Raw genomic sequence first — 14606 nt, forward strand, 5'->3', positions numbered from 1 at the left:
TCGCTTTCGTACGATCCCGTCCCCGAGGAGCAACCATGGCACGAGTCCCCTACCTGCACCGCGAGGACGCGGACGAGGCGCAGAAGCCCCTGTACGACCGGCTGGAGGCCGAACGCAAGGTACCGACGGCGAACATCTTCCTCGCCCTCACCCATGCGCCGGCCCAGCTGGACGCCTTCCTGTCCTACGCCAACTCGCTGCGCGCCGCCGACCTCAGCCCCAAGCTGCGTGAGCTGGCGATCCTGACCGTGGGCCACGCGACCCGGTCCGTGTACGAGGTCGCGCACCACCAGTCGCACGGGCTGGGGGCCGGGCTCACCGGTGAACAGCTCGCGGCGGTGGCCGACTTCGAGTCGTCCGACCTGTTCGACGGAGTGGAGAAGGCGGTGATGCGCCTCGCCAAGGAGTCCACGCTCCAGGTCGAGGTCTCGAAGGAGACGTGGAATGCCGCGGCCGAGAATCTGACGGACAAGCAGATGGTCGAACTGTCGTTGTCCATCGCCTGGTACAACTCCGGCGTCCGCATCATGGGGCTCCTGGACATCGACCTCGAAGCCAACTACCCGAACCCCTTCTCGAATTCATAGGTAATTCTTCATTTCAGGATCTCCGCCTCCGGCCGCCTGGGACGGAGCAGTTCCAAGGAGTATTTCAATGGCGAAAATGCTCGCTGCACGACTGCACGCGCTCGGTGAGCCGATGTCGGTGGACACCATCGACGTGCCCACCCCGCGGCCGACCGACGTGCTGGTGCGGGTCAAGGCGTGCGGGATCGTGCCGAACATGGCCAACGTGATCAACAACTGGCCCACCTGGTTCCCGCACCAGCCGTTGCCCAAGTTCCCCGCCATCTTCGGCCTGGACGCCTCCGGCGTGGTCGAAGCCGTCGGCGAGGCGGTGCTGAACACCAAGCCCGGTGACCGGGTCTACGTCAATCCCCTGCGCGGGTGCGGTAGTTGCCAGGTGTGCCGGGGCGGTGAACTGAGCCGGTGTCGCTACTTCACGCTGAACGGCTACTTCAGCACCTCCCGTGACGGCCAGCGGATCTTCGACCTCTACCCGTACGGCGGCTTCGCGCAGTACATGACCGCCCCGCAGTCCTCGATCGTCAACATCCCGGACACCATGACGTTCGAGCAGGCGGGCAAGCTCGGCTACATCGGCACGTCGTACGGCGCCCTCAAGAACGCCGCCGCAGGGCCCGGCCAGGTCGCGCTGATCGACGGGATCACGGGAACCCTCGGTGTCGCGTCGACCGTGCTCGCGCTCGCCTCCGGCGCGTCCCGGATCCTCGGGACCGGCCGCAACGAGGAACTCCTCAAGCGTGTCAAGGAAGTGGCCCCGGACCGGATCGAGGTCTTCCGGCTGGGTGACGGCTCCACCGGCGAGTGGGCGAAGTCCCGCACCGGCGGCGAGGGAGCGGACTACGTGATCAGCGCGCTCGGCGCCAAGGCACCGGTGGAGACGATGCTCGACTCCATGCAGGGCGTCCGAAGGGGCGGCCGGGTCGTCAACGTCGGCGGTGTGGCCGACCGGCTGCCCGTGGACGTGAAGTGGCTCATGGACGAGCAGGTCCAGCTGATCGGCTCCAACTGGTTCAGCACCGCGCAGGGGCAGGAACTCGCCGACATGGTGGGCACGGGCGCCCTGGACCTGTCCTACCTACAGGCCAAGCCGTTCCCGCTGGCCAAGGTCAACGAGGCGATCTCGGGGCTCCAGGACCGCGACGGCGGGTTCAGCAACTACGTCGTCCTCCCCTGAACCGAGGCCCCGGCGAGCGTCCGGACGCCCCGTGACCGGCCATGCCCCTGGCGCCCCGTACTCACCCCGCGGCGGTCCTGTCTGCCCTGACGCCGCCGCGGGGTGCTTCACACAAGCCGCAACACGGCCCGTGCTCTCGTCAGTACGGGCCCGGCAGGATGGAGGAGCCGGTGGAACTGCGCTGGCTGGAATCGTTCGTCACCGTCGCGGAGGAACTGCACTTCGCGCGTGCGGCGGACCGTCTGCATCTTGCCCCGTCGGCACTCAGCGCCCAGATCAGGGCCCTGGAGTCGCACTTGAGCGTGCGGCTGATCGACCGCGGACGGCGCAGCCGCCCGGCGCTGACCAGCGCCGGGCGGCTTTTTCTCGAAGAGGCCCGGCTGACCCTCGCCCAGGTCTCCCGGGCCGAGACGGTGGGCCGGCGCGCCGGTCGCGGGGAGTTGGGTCACGCCCAGATCGCGTACGTCGCCTCAGCCACGTTCTCCGGAGTGCTGACCGACGTCCTCACCCGCTGCGCGGCCCCCGGCACCGAGCTGACGGTGCAGGTGCGCGAGCTGGAGACACCCGCCCAACTGGAGGCGCTGGCCTGCGGGGACATCGACGTCGGCTTTCTGCGTTGGCGGCCGGAGTACCCGCCCGAAGTCACGGCCACCTGCCTGCTCACCGAGGACGTCGTCCTGGCGCTGCCGGCCGGCGCTCCGCTGGCTGCGTACGAGGCGATATCTGCGGCGCAGCTGCGCGACGAACGGTTCGTGGCCCCGCACTTCGACGAGGAGTACGGCTGCCGCGACCAGATTCTCGAGGTGGCGCAGCAAGGCGGGTTCAGCCCGCGGTGCGCTCCCCCGGTGCGGGACTTCATCGCGGCTCTGACACTGGTGGGCGGTGGTCTCGCGGTGGCTCTGGTCCCTGATTCCCTGCGCCGCGTGCACATCCCCGGGGTGGCCTACCGCCCGCTGGCGGACGTGTCGCTGACCACCCGGCTGGTGGGTGCCTACCGCAGGGACGAGACCTCGCCCGCGGTGCGCGGGCTGATCCGCCGCCTGCGCGAGGCCGCCGTCGCCACGGTCACGGCCGGCTGAAGCCGCGGTGCTCCGACGCGGGGTGCGTGGGAGGCGAGAGCTCCCGGCGGCGCGGCTGCGTCGGCCCAGAGGTCGTCCACGGCACCCGTGCGGGCCGCACTCCGTGATCCGCAGTCCACTCAGGGGGGCCTCGGCCCACTGCTCGCCAGCGCCGTCAGGTCTGCCCCGGGGAGCCGTCCTCGGCTCAGGCAACCCCCTCCTCGTGCTCGCCTCTCCGGCCGTCCGGCTCGCCCCGGTGGCGATCGGCGTGGCTCCGCGCGGTACGGCCGGTCAGTGCCGAACCGGCGCACGTTTGTGCGCGGATGACGCGCTGTCCGAGCAGTTCAGAGGGGGTGTTCCCGGCCTACGCTCAACACGGCCCACAGACCCTGGCGACGTCGGTCGACCGCCGCCGGGCGTTGGAACAGGCGGAGGAACACATGACATCGATCAAGCACGTGGGGGTCGTCGGCGCCGGGCAGATGGGCCGGGGCATCACCGAGGTCTGCGCCCGGGCCGGACTGCACGTCACGTTGTGCGACGTGACCGAGGACAGGGCTCGTGCCGGACTCGCAGGCGTGGCGGACTCCCTGCTCAAGGCGGAGAAGCGCGGCACCATCGCCCCCGGAGGCCGCGCACACGTCCTGGCCGGAATCTCGGTCACCGCCGACCTCTCCCGCCTGGCCGGAGCCGACCTGGTCGTCGAGGCCGCCGTCGAGGACGAGCAGGCCAAGACGGCGCTGTTCCGGCAGCTGGACGAGATCGTCACCGACCCGGCCGCCGTCCTGGCCAGCAACACCTCATCGATCCCCATCGCCCGGCTCGCGGCGGCGACCGGACGACCGGAGGCGGTGGTCGGCCTGCACTTCTTCAACCCGGTCCCTCTCATGCCACTGATCGAGGTCATCCCCTCGTTGCAGACCTCGAAGACCACGGAACTGCGCGTGCGTGCCTTCGCAGACGAGGTTCTGGGCAAGAAGACGATCGTCACGCAGGACCGCGCGGGCTTCGTGGTGAACTCCCTGCTGGTCCCCTACCTGCTGGCGGCGGTACGGATGGTCAGCTCCGGCACCGCGACGGCGGAGGATATCGACACGGGGATGACCGCCGGCTGCGCTCACCCCATGGGCCCGCTGGGCCTCGCCGACCTCATCGGCCTGGACACCGTGGCGGCGATAGGCGAGGCACTGTACGAGGAGTACCGGGAACCGCTGTACGCCCCTCCCCCGCTGCTGCGCCGCATGGTCGAGTCGGGGCTGCTGGGCCGTAAGTCAGGGCGGGGGTTCTTCGGCTACCAGACGGCCTGAGGGTCTGCGGCGACGGGGTGTCCCGCGTGTCGGGGCACCGTTCGCCCACCGTCGTCACCGACGTCGTCACGAAGCACACGCTGAACGTGTTCGACGGGTCGCAGGCGCCTGCCGGGGACTCATGCCGTAGGCCGCCTTGAAGGGCGTGACTGACATGTCCGGATCCGGGAAACAGCATCCCCGCCGACGGCGCCCGACCGGCAGGTGGTGCAGGGCGGGATCGGCGAGGCCGCCGCCCTGCACGGCGCGAGACGCTGTTCCCGGACCCGGCCCGAGACGGTGCAGCTCTGCTCCGCCGACGACCTGTACAGGTGGCGGCGGCAACCGCGGTGTGCGGCGGCGGCACCCCGGGGCGCCGGGGCGCCGTCACCGGACATAGCAGTCCGGGTCGGTCGCCCGCGGGGGGCGGCGCGCCGTGCGGTGATGCGTGCGGACGCCGCGGGGTCGATCGGCGGCAGGCCCAGTTCCCGCTCCGTTGCCTCCCCGGGATGCTCCTCCGGCTCGAAGGTGCCCGGACGCACGGCGATCACCGGTATGCCGTGGGTGACTTGGGAGCGCACGGTGTAGGACCCGCCGAAGACGATCTGGGTGACCACCCGGGACGAGTCCAGGTCGACCGCGTCGACCAGCAGCCCTGCGTCCAGCCGCGCGGCGAGACGCCCGGCCACTTCCCTGCCGTCCGTCGTGGCGGAGACCAGAACAGCGGCGGTTTCCCGGACCGCGAGTTCCAGGACGTCGACGGCGGGCGTGACTGGGAACTCGGCCGCGTCGGTGGATTCCGCCGCGAGGACGCTTGTGGCGCCGTGGCTGGCGAGGGATTTCGTGAGGCGCGTCGCTGCGCCGGGAATTCCCACGACGACGGCGGCCGGGTCCCTCAGCCGTCGTGCGGCGGCCAGGAGTTCATATGTCGTTTTGTTGACACGATCCCTGTCGTGGTCGGCGAGTACGAGGACTTCGGGTATGGGGGCCTGTCTCCTGGTCGGGCGGTTCAGACGAGCTTCTGGGCGATCAGGTACGCGGCAAGCTGCCGGCCGCCCGAACCGTCGTCCGTGACGCGGGTTCCGGCGGTCCGCACAGGACGCGGGACGGCCTCCATGACGCGGGTGCGGGTCACGAGGAATCCGGCCACGTCCGTGTCGGGGTTCTCGGCGACGCTGACCAGCGCGGACAGCGGGGCGTCCAGCGTCACCTCGCCGTCCTCGGTCTCGCGCTCGGCGCGCACCCGTCCCGCGTCCGCGTCCAGCTTGCGCACATGGGTCACCTGCGGCAGGCCGAGCAAGTCCGCGACGACTGCGGGGACCGCGCTCGCCTGGCCGTCGGTGGTGGCGTCGCCGACGAGCACCAGGTCGACGTCCTCCATGGTTCGCACGGCCGCTGCCAGGACCTTCGCGGTGGTCAGCACGTCGGCGCCGCGCAGTCTGTCGGCCTCGGACAGCGTGCGTTCGGCACCGGAGTCCGGGACCTGCTTGGCCAGTACGACGATGGTCACGGGTGTCTTCTCTCAGCCGTCGCGGTCGGCGTCGTGGTCAGCGGAACGCCGCCTGGCCGGTGATCGCCTGTCCGACGACCAGGGTGTGCATCTCGCTGGTTCCTTCGTACGTCAGCACGGACTCCAAGTTGTTGGCGTGGCGCAGCGGCGAGTACTCCAGGGAGATGCCGTTGGCCCCCAGGATGGTGCGGCACTCCCGTGCGATGGCGATCGCCTCACGGACGTTGTTGAGCTTGCCGACGCTGATCTGCTCGGGCCGGATGCGGTGCTGGTCCTTGAGCCGGCCCAGGTGCACGGCGAGAAGCGCGGCGTTGCCCACGGACACACTCATGTCGGCGAGCTTCTTCTGGGTGAGCTGGAATCCACTGATCGGCTTGTCGAACTGGATTCGGGAGTCGGCGTACTGAATGGCTGCCTGGATCGAGTCGCGTGCCGCACCGACCGCGCCGAACAGGATGCCGAAGCGGGCCTCGTTCAGACAGGACAGCGGTCCGCGCAGGCCCTCCGCGAGGGGCAGCCGCGCCGAGTCGGGCAGCCGTACGTGGTCGAAGTAGAGCTCCGAGGTTATGGAGGCGCGCAGCGACATCTTCTGCTTGATGTCCTGCGTGGTGAAGCCGGGCACCCCGCGGGGCACGAGGAAGCCGCGGATGCCGTCCTCGGTCTGTGCCCAGACGGTGGCCACATCGGCGACACCGCCGTTGGTGATCCACATTTTGGAGCCGTTGAGGATCCAGTCGTCGCCGTCGCGGACGGCCTTGGTGCGCATTCCGGAGGGGTTGCTGCCGAAGTCGGGCTCCGTCAGGCCGAAGCAGCCGATGGCCTCACCGGCGGCGAGCCGGGGCAGCCACTCCTGCTTCTGCTCCTCCGAGCCCCACTTCCAGATGGAGAACATCGACAGCGAGCCCTGCACGGAGACGAAGCTGCGGAAGCCAGAGTCCGCCGCCTCCAGCTCCAGGCAGGCCAGTCCGTAGCTGACGGCGTTGGTGCCCGCGCAGCCGTACCCTTCGAGGTGCATGCCGAGCACGCCCAACTTGCCGAGTTCTGGAGCGAGTTCACGGGCGAAGTGGGCGTTCTCGAACCACTCGCCGATGTGCGGGCGCACCCGGTCGGCGAGGAACTTGGCGACGGTGGCCTGGATCTCGCGCTCCTCGTCGCTGAATGTGGAGGAGAGGTCAAGCAGGTCGAGAGGGTCCTTCATCGGCTTGGCGCCGCTCATCGTAAGCTCCTGGAGGTTGTGGTGATCGGTTCGGTCGCGGTGTCCGCGCCGGAGAGGTCAACTGGCCGCTTCGTTCGGTGCGGAGACGTGGTCGAAAAGGCTGTGGAGAATCTCGGTGGTGTGCTGGCCGAGGCGCGGCGGCGGCAGGCGGTACTGCGCCGGCGTGCCGCTCAGTGCGATGGGGCTCGCGACCTGGCGGAAGGGCACGACCTGCGTTCCGTCCGCTCCGCCTGCTCCCCCTGAGGGTGCGGCGGGGATGTCGACGATGCCGGGAAGGCCGAGCTTCTGGGCGAAGGCGAATGCCTCGTCGAGCGTGTTGACCGGTCCGGTGGGCACGCCCGCGGCCGACAGGACGGCCGACCAGTGGTCCGCGCCGGCGCCCCCCAGCCGTTCGGTCAGGATGTCCCGCAGGGTGGCTCGGTGGACGACGCGGTCGGCATTGGTGCGGAAGCGGTCGTCGGCAGCGAGACCGGGCTCCCCGATCACCTTGGCGAGCGCCGCGAACTGCCGGTCGTTGCCCACCGCGATCGCGATCGGGCGATCGGCCGCCGGGAAGGTCTCGTACGGGGCGATGCTCGGGTGCGCGTTGCCCATACGGCCCGGAACCACACCGGCGACGACGAACGCCGACGCCTGGTTGACCATGGCCGACAGCAGCGAGCCGAGCAGGTTCACCTCCACGCACTGCCCCTCCCCGGTGGCGTCCCGGTGCCGCAGGGCCGCGAGGATGCCGAGCGAGGCGTGCAGCCCGGTGATCACGTCGACCAGTGCCACGCCCGCCTTCATCGGCTCCCCGGCCGCGTCTCCGGTCACGCTCATCAGCCCGCCGACGGCCTGCACGAGCAGGTCGTATCCGGGGATCGCCGAGCCCTCGCCGCTGCCGAAACCGCTGATCGAGCAGTAGATCAACTCCGGGTGCCGGGCACGGAGTTCGAGAGGGCCGAGCCCCAGTCGTTTCATCGTGCCGGGACGGAAGTTCTCCACCAGCACGTCGGACTCGGCGACCAGGGCGCGGGCCTGTTCGGCGCCGGCGTCGGTCGTGAGGTCCAGGACGACGGACCTCTTGTTCCGGTTGACGCCGAGGAAATAGGTCGACGTGCCGTCGTGGTCCGCGGGAGGGTGCCAGGCACGGGTGTCGTCCCCGATACCCGGCCGTTCCACCTTCACCACGTCGGCGCCGAGGTCGGCGAGGAGCATCGTGGCGTAGGGCCCCGCGAGGACCCGGGAGAAGTCGGCGATGCGCAGACCGTCCAGCGCGCCGCGCCCCGTTCCGTCGAGAACGCCGGCCCGTCCCTCCGGTGCGTTGTGCTGGGTGCCCACGCACCCTCCGCTCTGATCGTCCTGTGTCTGCGAGGTGACTGTGTCCCGGCCGCTTCCCGTCACCACCAGCGCTCCAGAGCAGGGGCAGGGTGGGGGAGTTCGACGAGGGGCAGGCCTTGGCCGAGGGGGGCGACGGACCGTACGACGCTCACCCGTACCCCCACCGCGACCGCGATCGGTGCCGTCCCGGTGACCTGGCAGAGCAGGTTGAAGCCCTCGTCCATCGCGACGAACCAGGTGTTGTGGGGAACATGGCCGTACCGACGCACGACGACCCCGGAGCCCTCGCTGCGCTCCCGTTCGAAGGCCGTGGACCCGCAGGCACGACAGAACGAACGGCGGTAGGCCGGGGTGCCGCACCAGAGGCAGCGCTGGAAGAGGAGCACGCGGCAGACCGCCGGTGCGTCCGGCGCGACGGCCGCGGTCGTCGTCGCGGTCGTGGTCACGGCAGCGTCCTCGTGGTCGTCCGCGACCTCGGTGGGTTCACGTGGGTCTGTCTGGAGCATCACGGCCTCCTGCACGCAGTTCGGTGACCGGAAAACGGGTGGTCGGGATCCGATGTGGCTCCCTACCCTGGCCCCGTCGCGGATCGGCGGTCAACGACGTACTGACGCATCTTTGTGCGCGGAATACGCTCCGTTGGCTGAGGTCAGAGCGGGATTTCCCGCGCTAATCTCCCCTTGGAGCGCTGCTGCGCGCGGGTCCTGTCGATGCACTGGGCGACTTCGTTGCTCTCGGCCTCCCACCACGGACGCACCGGGCCGGCGGAGTACTTGGAGATGCCGTACCGCATACGGCGCCGCCCCGAATCCTCGTCCGCCGTAAGACAACAACTCACCGACGAGGTCAGCAGTCTGCTGGCACGAATGGCCTTCCACCAGGCATGGCTCCAGATCGAGGCCGCAAGCGCGAGCGGAGGCCGGCGCGCAGATGAGCCTCGTCTGGCAGCAGCCACCGATCGGCACAGACAGCGGCATGAACCTCGGAGTCCCGTACCCCCGGGACCGATCGAACGCGGCCCGATAAATCCTCGTCACACCCATGTGACCGGGCTCGCTAGTGCTCTGACCGGGAAGGTTCGCCGGGTTGGCGATTGGAGCGGTTGGATGGGCGGTGACGTCCGTTCGACCGCTGGAGGTGTGGTGGCTGAGCCTGTGCGGGTGCGCAGACTGACCGACCAGGAGGGGCAGAAGCTGCAGCGGATCGTGCGCCGGGCCAGTACAAGCTCGGTGCGCTATCGGCGGGCGATGATGCTGCTCGCGTCCGCCGGCGGGAACCGTGTCCCGGTGATTGCCCAGTTGGTCCAAGCCGACGAGGACACGGTGCGGGACGTGATTCACCGATTCAACGAGATCGGCCTGGCCTGCCTGGACCCTCGATGGGCGGGAGGCCGTCCCCGCCTGCTCAGTCGTGACGACGAGGACTTCGTCGTCCAGACGGCCACTAACTCGCCGCCTACCTGCGCCGCGTGCACGGACGCGTCATCCGCGTTGGCCGTGAAGCGTTACGGTGCCTGCTGTAACGCTGCGGCATCACCTTCCAGCGCACCAAGACATGGAAGGAGTCACCCGACCCCGAACGCGACCCCAAGCTCGACCGCATCGAGCACGTGCTGGACCGCTTCCCCGACCGGGTCTTCGCATTCGACGAGTTCGGGCCCCTGGGCATCCGGCCCACCGCAGGCTCCTGCTGGGCGAAGCAGGGCAAGCCCGACCGTCTGCGGCGACCTACCGCCGCACGCACGGCGTCACCTACTTCCACGGCTGCTACTCCGTGGGCGACGACCGGCTGTGGGGCGTCAACCGGCGCCGCAAGGGCACCGCCAACACCCTGGCGGCGCTGAAATCGATCCGCGCCTGTTGGGTGCTAAAAGTCCCGCGCATGCGTTGAGCTGGGCGTTCGCCAGACTGTCGTGATCTTCGTCAGGCTGTGTCGCGGTACTCGTGGATGAGTCCGCTGAGGACGTCGTGGCGCTGGATGTGTTGGGCGGGGAAGGGGATGACGTCCGGATCGTCGGCTGGTGCGCGAAGGTGCAGGGCCCGGTGCGGCCTTCCGGAGTTGTAGTGCTCGGCGTATTCGGCGAGGGCACGCCGTGCGTGTTGCTCGTTGTAGATCAGCATCCGGTCGGTGCACTCGGCCCGCACGCTGCGGATGAACCTCTCCACGTGGGCGTTCATCCGCGGTGTCTGTGGCGCGCTCTTCAGGATCTCGATGCCGTCGGCGGTGAAGACGGCGTCGAACGCCTGGGTGTAGCGGCTGTCGCGGTCGCGTAGCAGGTAGCGGAAGCCGGCGGCGCGGTCTGCGAGGTTGGCGAGGAGGTTCCTCGAGAGCTGGGTGGCCCAGGCTGCGGTCGGGTGGGCGGTGACGCCGAGGATGTGCACGGTGCGGGTGCCGACCTCCATGACCACGAAGGCGTACAGCCTGGTCAGCGCGGCGGTTTCCACGTGGAAGAAGTCGGCGGCGAGCAGGCCGGAGACGTGGGCGCGTACGAACTCGCGCCAGGTCGGGGCGCCGCGGCTTCGTCTGGGTGCGGGGCCGAGGCCGGCGCCGCGCAGGATGCGTCGGATGGTGGAGGCGCCGACGCGGTGGCCCAAGCGCCGCAGCTCGCCCTGGATACGGGTTGAGCCCCAGGCCAGGTTCTCGCGGGCCAGGCGCAGGATCAGGGCGGTGAGTTCCTCGGAGATCGGCGGGCGGCCGGTCCGTGCGGGTTTCTGCTTCCACTTCCAGCGCAGTAGTCGCCGGTGCCAGGTGAGCAGGGTGCCGGGTGTGAACAGGCGGTGTCGGCGCAGCCGGGAGGGTAGGTGCCGGGCGAGGGCGGCGAGCACTGCGCGGTCCGGCCAGGTGAGGTGTGGCCGGACGCCGGGCCGGCGGCGCAGCACCGCGTTCTCGTGGCGCAGCGCGAGCAGCTCGGCGTCCTTGGTCTGCTGCGAGCGGGAGAGCAGCAGGAGCAGTTCCGAGGAGTCGGAGGAAGACCAGGTAGAGCATGCGCAGTGCCATGGGGTCCGAGCTAGTTACCGAATGCAACGGCGACAACGCTCACGCCATAGAGCCGTCAAACGGTGACAGGAATGTGAGACACGAGCCCCCACAGGGAGCAATAAAGACCCTCCGGCCTGGGCATTCGGCTTGATCACTAGAGTCTGCCCCCATCATAACGTCACGTACATCCTGTACATTTTTTACAGACGCCGAAGGAGGGGTACCCATGACCCGACCATCCGCCCGCTACGTGCTGCCCGAGTTCACCGAGCGCACGAGTTACGGAACCAAGTCGATGGATCCGTACTCGAAGCTGCTGGAGGAGCGGATCGTCTTCCTCGGGACGCAGATCGACGACACCTCGGCGAACGACGTGATGGCTCAGTTCATGTACCTGGAGTACCAGGACCCGGACCGGGACATCTCGCTGTACATCAACTCCCCCGGCGGCTCGTTCAGCGCGATGTCCGCGATCTACGACACGATGCAGTACATCCGTTGTGACGTGGAGACGACGTGTCTGGGGCAGGCCGGTTCGTCCGCCGCGGTGCTGCTGGCGGCGGGCGCGCCCGGCAAGCGGAACCTGCTGCCGGGCGCGCGCGTGGTGATCCACCAGCCCGCCGTGTACGAGCCGATGCAGGGACAGGCGAGCGATCTGGCCATCCAGGCCGACGAGTTGCTCCGCGTGCGCTCCCGCCTGGAGGAACTGCTCGTCAAGCACAGCGGCCGCAGCCCGGAGCAGGTGAACGCCGACATCGAGCGGGAGAAGATCCTGGACGCGCCGGGAGCGCTGGAGTACGGCCTCGCGGACCACATCATCCCGAGCCGCAAGACCACCATCGCCCCGCCCACCGGGAGGTGAGCGGCCGGTGCTCCCACCCGAACTGCCGCCCCTGCCCGCCCTGACGCGCGCCGAGGGCGAGGTGATCGACCGTTACCTCGACGTGGTCGACCTGCTCGGCCGTATCAACCCGGGCCGGCACGGAGACACATACGGCGGCCTGCGCGCCGCACAGGCGCTGGTCGCCAAGGCGACGCAGCTGCGGGAAGCGCTGGCGCTGATGCACCGTCGGGGCGAGACCGAGCTGCACGCCGACACGCTGGCGCGCGCGCTGCGTGTGCTGGACGGGGAGCGCCGCACGGCTCGCGTCACGGTGCCGCCGCTCTCCGACAGTTGACGGGACCCGCCACCCGGTCCGGACGAATCGCCCTGCTGACGGAGCGTCCGGACCGGAGTTGAAACGAACCGAACGGCGTACCCCTGTTCGGCGTAGACGTGGCTCTCTTCACGGGCCCGTCCAAGTTGCACAACACGCGTGGCCCGAGGGCGCAATGAGGTACTCCGGTGCTGGTCCGGGCGTCCTCGGGGCTCTCGACACCCCTTCGAACACGGGGGTGTCCACCCGAACGGGTGAGTGGTGAGGAACAACACAAACCCCGGGTTCCGTTGGGATATTCGGACATCCGTGAGTGAGGATCCCTGTCTGACGACAAGCCCCCGCCGCAGCGGCGGGGCGGTCCGGGCGGACGCCGAGTCCTGCCGCCGCCCGGATACCCGGTCGACAGGAGTGGATCGGCAGGAGTGGAGGACCCAGGCACGACGGGTCGCCGGAACGGTCACGCCATGACCGGGCCGAGCATCCCTTGGGGTGAAGCCGCAGCCGCGGCCGGGCAACTTCGCCAGCCCGAATCCGACAGGTCATCCTTCACAGGCGGCTGACGAAGGGTTGCGCATGACCGCGCTCAATCGTGTCCCGTCGCTCATGGTCCGGGCCTCTACCGCCTCGGCCCTCACCATCGCCGCAGTGGGCGGCTCCGTCGTGGTCCCGGGTGTCGCATCGGACGCCGCGGCCGCCACGACGGCGACGAAGGCACTTCAAGTCGCGGCCTCGAAGAAGGGCTCGCCGTACAAGTACGGCGCCACCGGACCGCGCCGGTTCGACTGCTCGGGGCTCACGCTGTACTCGTTCAAGAAGGCGGGCAAGAAGCTGCCCCGTACCGCGGCCCAGCAGTACAACAAGACGCGCCACATCTCCGTCAAGAGCCGCAAGGCCGGAGACCTGGTGTTCTTCCACTCGGGCTCGTCCGTGTACCACGTCGGCATCTACGCCGGGAAGGGAAAGATCTGGCACGCCCCGAAGACCGGGGACGTGGTCAGGCTGCAGAAGATCTGGACGAAGAGCGTCTGGTACGGCCGGGTCAGCTGACCGACCTCCCGCGGGGCGGCGGCGACCTGACACGCCGTCGCTCCCCGCGGGGCCCCGGAGCATGACATGGGCCCAGGTGGTTACTCGCTCCCGTATGCCCGACCACCACCGCCCCTGCACCGCGCGCAACGAGACGCCGCTCGAGCGGGCCGACCGCAACTTCGGCGAGCTGCTCCAGGAACTGCGCGTCACCCAGACCGGGGTGCAGATCCTGTTCGCCTTCCTGCTGACGCTGGCCTTCACCCCGCGCTTCCCGTCCCTCGACACGGTCCAGCGCGCCACCTACGTGGTCACGCTCCTGCTCGCGGTCCTCGCGGCGGCACTCTTCACGGCGCCGGCCGCGCTGCACCGCTCCCTCTTCCAGCGGGGTGCCAAGCCCCGCATCGTGCAGGTCTCCTCACGGCTCGCCGCCGTCGGCATGGGGGTCCTGGTGCTGGCGTTCACCGGCTCGGTGCTGCTCGTGGTGGACGTGACGACCGGCCGGGCCGGCGGGGTGGCCGCCGCCGCGGCGACCCTGCTCGTGTGCCTCGGCCTGTGGGGGCTGCTCCCCCGGCTGGTGCGGCGGGCCGGACAGGCCGGGGAGCACCGGACGGTCAGGCCGCCCACACCGGCTCGAGGAGGAGCACCGCACCGAGAACTGTCAGCGCGCCGCCGGTGACACCCTCGACCACCCGGGAGGCACGCGGCCCGCGCAGCCACCGGCCGAGCCGGTCGACCAGCAGGGCCACGGCCGGGAACCACACCAGGGCGAGGACGACCACGATCAGCGCGAGCACCAGCGTCCTCGGCAGCGCGGGGGGCCGGCCGGCACGAACTGCGGCAGCAGGCTGAGGAAGGTGATGGGCGCCTTGGGGTTGAGCGCGTTGGTGACGAAGCCCTGGCGCAGCGGACGGGCGGCGGACACCGCCCCGACGGGCAACTCCGAACGTGGCCACCGCAGTGCCCGCAGCGTGCGCACCCCCAGGTACAGCACGTAGGCGCCGCCCAGCAGTCGCAGCGTACGGAACAACGCCGGTACGGCGGTCAGCACCGCGGCGACCCCCGCCACCGCCAGCGCGGTGTGCAGGAGCAGCCCGCCCGTGATCCCGAGCGCGCAGGCGATGCCGGCCCGGCGGGAGATCAGGGCATTGCGTACGACCACGGTGAAGTCGGCGCCCGGCATGGCAATCATGCCCGCGGCGACACCGGTGAAGGCGAGGAGCTGTCCGTCCATGCGCCCAGCCTGCCGGGCGGGAGCCTTCAACAGGTATTTCGATTAGCCTGAGGAAT

At 69.8% G+C, this 14606-nt stretch carries 14 protein-coding genes, 2 pseudogenes and 1 riboswitch; of the genes and pseudogenes, 9 read left to right on the forward strand and 7 right to left on the reverse strand.

From position 1 onward, the window contains the following. Window positions 1-35 precede the first annotated feature (35 nt). The 4 genes from AB0I77_RS22670 (at window position 36) to AB0I77_RS22685 (ending at window position 4126) form a co-directional block, all read left to right on the forward strand. Window positions 36-587 (forward strand): carboxymuconolactone decarboxylase family protein, encoded by a 552-nt coding sequence (locus AB0I77_RS22670; protein ID WP_363284460.1) that lies wholly within the window; start codon window positions 36-38, stop codon window positions 585-587. Window positions 588-654: 67 nt separating this feature from the next. Further along, window positions 655-1761: an alcohol dehydrogenase catalytic domain-containing protein gene (locus tag AB0I77_RS22675; protein ID WP_363284461.1), complete on the forward strand. Its 1107-nt coding sequence runs from the start codon at window positions 655-657 to the stop codon at window positions 1759-1761. Window positions 1762-1931: 170 nt separating this feature from the next. Beyond that, on the forward strand, window positions 1932-2840 hold the full coding sequence (locus tag AB0I77_RS22680; protein ID WP_363284462.1) for a LysR substrate-binding domain-containing protein: 909 nt from the start codon (window positions 1932-1934) through the stop codon (window positions 2838-2840). A 419-nt stretch (window positions 2841-3259) separates the two neighbouring features. After that, complete coding sequence (locus AB0I77_RS22685; protein ID WP_363284463.1) at window positions 3260-4126, forward strand: 3-hydroxybutyryl-CoA dehydrogenase; 867 nt, start codon at window positions 3260-3262, stop codon at window positions 4124-4126. A gap of 119 nt (window positions 4127-4245) precedes the next feature. Here AB0I77_RS22685 and AB0I77_RS22690 read toward each other — a convergent pair whose 3' ends face one another. Genes AB0I77_RS22690 through AB0I77_RS22710 form a run of 5 tightly spaced genes read right to left on the reverse strand, consistent with a single transcriptional unit; the run spans window position 4246 to window position 8657 of the window. Beyond that, window positions 4246-5118, reverse strand: a complete 873-nt coding sequence (locus AB0I77_RS22690) for a hypothetical protein (RefSeq protein WP_363284538.1) — start codon at window positions 5116-5118, stop codon at window positions 4246-4248. Next, window positions 5115-5615 (reverse strand): hypothetical protein, encoded by a 501-nt coding sequence (locus AB0I77_RS22695; protein ID WP_363284464.1) that lies wholly within the window; start codon window positions 5613-5615, stop codon window positions 5115-5117. The genes AB0I77_RS22690 and AB0I77_RS22695 overlap by 4 nt, the downstream gene beginning before the upstream one ends. 37 nt (window positions 5616-5652) lie before the next feature. Beyond that, window positions 5653-6831 (reverse strand): acyl-CoA dehydrogenase family protein, encoded by a 1179-nt coding sequence (locus AB0I77_RS22700; protein ID WP_363284465.1) that lies wholly within the window; start codon window positions 6829-6831, stop codon window positions 5653-5655. A gap of 57 nt (window positions 6832-6888) precedes the next feature. Beyond that, window positions 6889-8151, reverse strand: a complete 1263-nt coding sequence (locus AB0I77_RS22705) for a CoA transferase (RefSeq protein ID WP_363284466.1) — start codon at window positions 8149-8151, stop codon at window positions 6889-6891. Between the two features lie 59 nt (window positions 8152-8210). Beyond that, window positions 8211-8657: a zinc ribbon domain-containing protein gene (locus AB0I77_RS22710; protein ID WP_363284467.1), complete on the reverse strand. Its 447-nt coding sequence runs from the start codon at window positions 8655-8657 to the stop codon at window positions 8211-8213. 636 nt (window positions 8658-9293) lie between these two features. Here AB0I77_RS22710 and AB0I77_RS22715 point away from each other — a divergent pair. Beyond that, window positions 9294-10008, forward strand: a pseudogene (locus tag AB0I77_RS22715) (helix-turn-helix domain-containing protein); the annotation flags it as partial. Between the two features lie 65 nt (window positions 10009-10073). On the opposite strand, the gene AB0I77_RS22720 reads toward AB0I77_RS22715, so the two are convergent. Further along, on the reverse strand, window positions 10074-11030 hold the full coding sequence (locus AB0I77_RS22720; protein ID WP_363284468.1) for an integrase core domain-containing protein: 957 nt from the start codon (window positions 11028-11030) through the stop codon (window positions 10074-10076). Between the two features lie 326 nt (window positions 11031-11356). On the opposite strand from AB0I77_RS22720, the gene AB0I77_RS22725 reads away from it, so the two are divergent. The 4 genes from AB0I77_RS22725 (at window position 11357) to AB0I77_RS22740 (ending at window position 13995) form a co-directional block, all read left to right on the forward strand. Then, window positions 11357-11992 carry an ATP-dependent Clp protease proteolytic subunit gene (locus AB0I77_RS22725; protein WP_363284469.1) on the forward strand — a complete coding sequence of 212 codons (636 nt, stop codon included), beginning with the start codon at window positions 11357-11359 and terminating at the stop codon, window positions 11990-11992. Between the two features lie 7 nt (window positions 11993-11999). Then, on the forward strand, window positions 12000-12308 hold the full coding sequence (locus tag AB0I77_RS22730; protein WP_363284470.1) for a hypothetical protein: 309 nt from the start codon (window positions 12000-12002) through the stop codon (window positions 12306-12308). Between the two features lie 340 nt (window positions 12309-12648). Beyond that, window positions 12649-12860: riboswitch (cyclic di-AMP (ydaO/yuaA leader) on the forward strand. A 3-nt stretch (window positions 12861-12863) separates the two neighbouring features. Continuing rightward, the gene (locus tag AB0I77_RS22735) at window positions 12864-13337 is read left to right on the forward strand and encodes a C40 family peptidase (protein ID WP_363284471.1); all 474 of its coding nucleotides are present in this window, start codon (window positions 12864-12866) and stop codon (window positions 13335-13337) included. A 94-nt stretch (window positions 13338-13431) separates the two neighbouring features. Next, window positions 13432-13995: a DUF6328 family protein gene (locus AB0I77_RS22740; RefSeq protein WP_363284472.1), complete on the forward strand. Its 564-nt coding sequence runs from the start codon at window positions 13432-13434 to the stop codon at window positions 13993-13995. Here AB0I77_RS22740 and AB0I77_RS22745 read toward each other — a convergent pair. Then, window positions 13931-14550 (reverse strand): annotated as a pseudogene (locus AB0I77_RS22745) (LysE family translocator). The gene AB0I77_RS22740 and the pseudogene AB0I77_RS22745 sit on opposite strands and share 65 nt — an antisense overlap. Window positions 14551-14606 lie beyond the last annotated feature (56 nt).

The sequence above is a fragment of the Streptomyces sp. NPDC050619 genome (genome assembly GCF_040654815.1).
Lineage (GTDB): Bacteria > Actinomycetota > Actinomycetes > Streptomycetales > Streptomycetaceae > Streptomyces.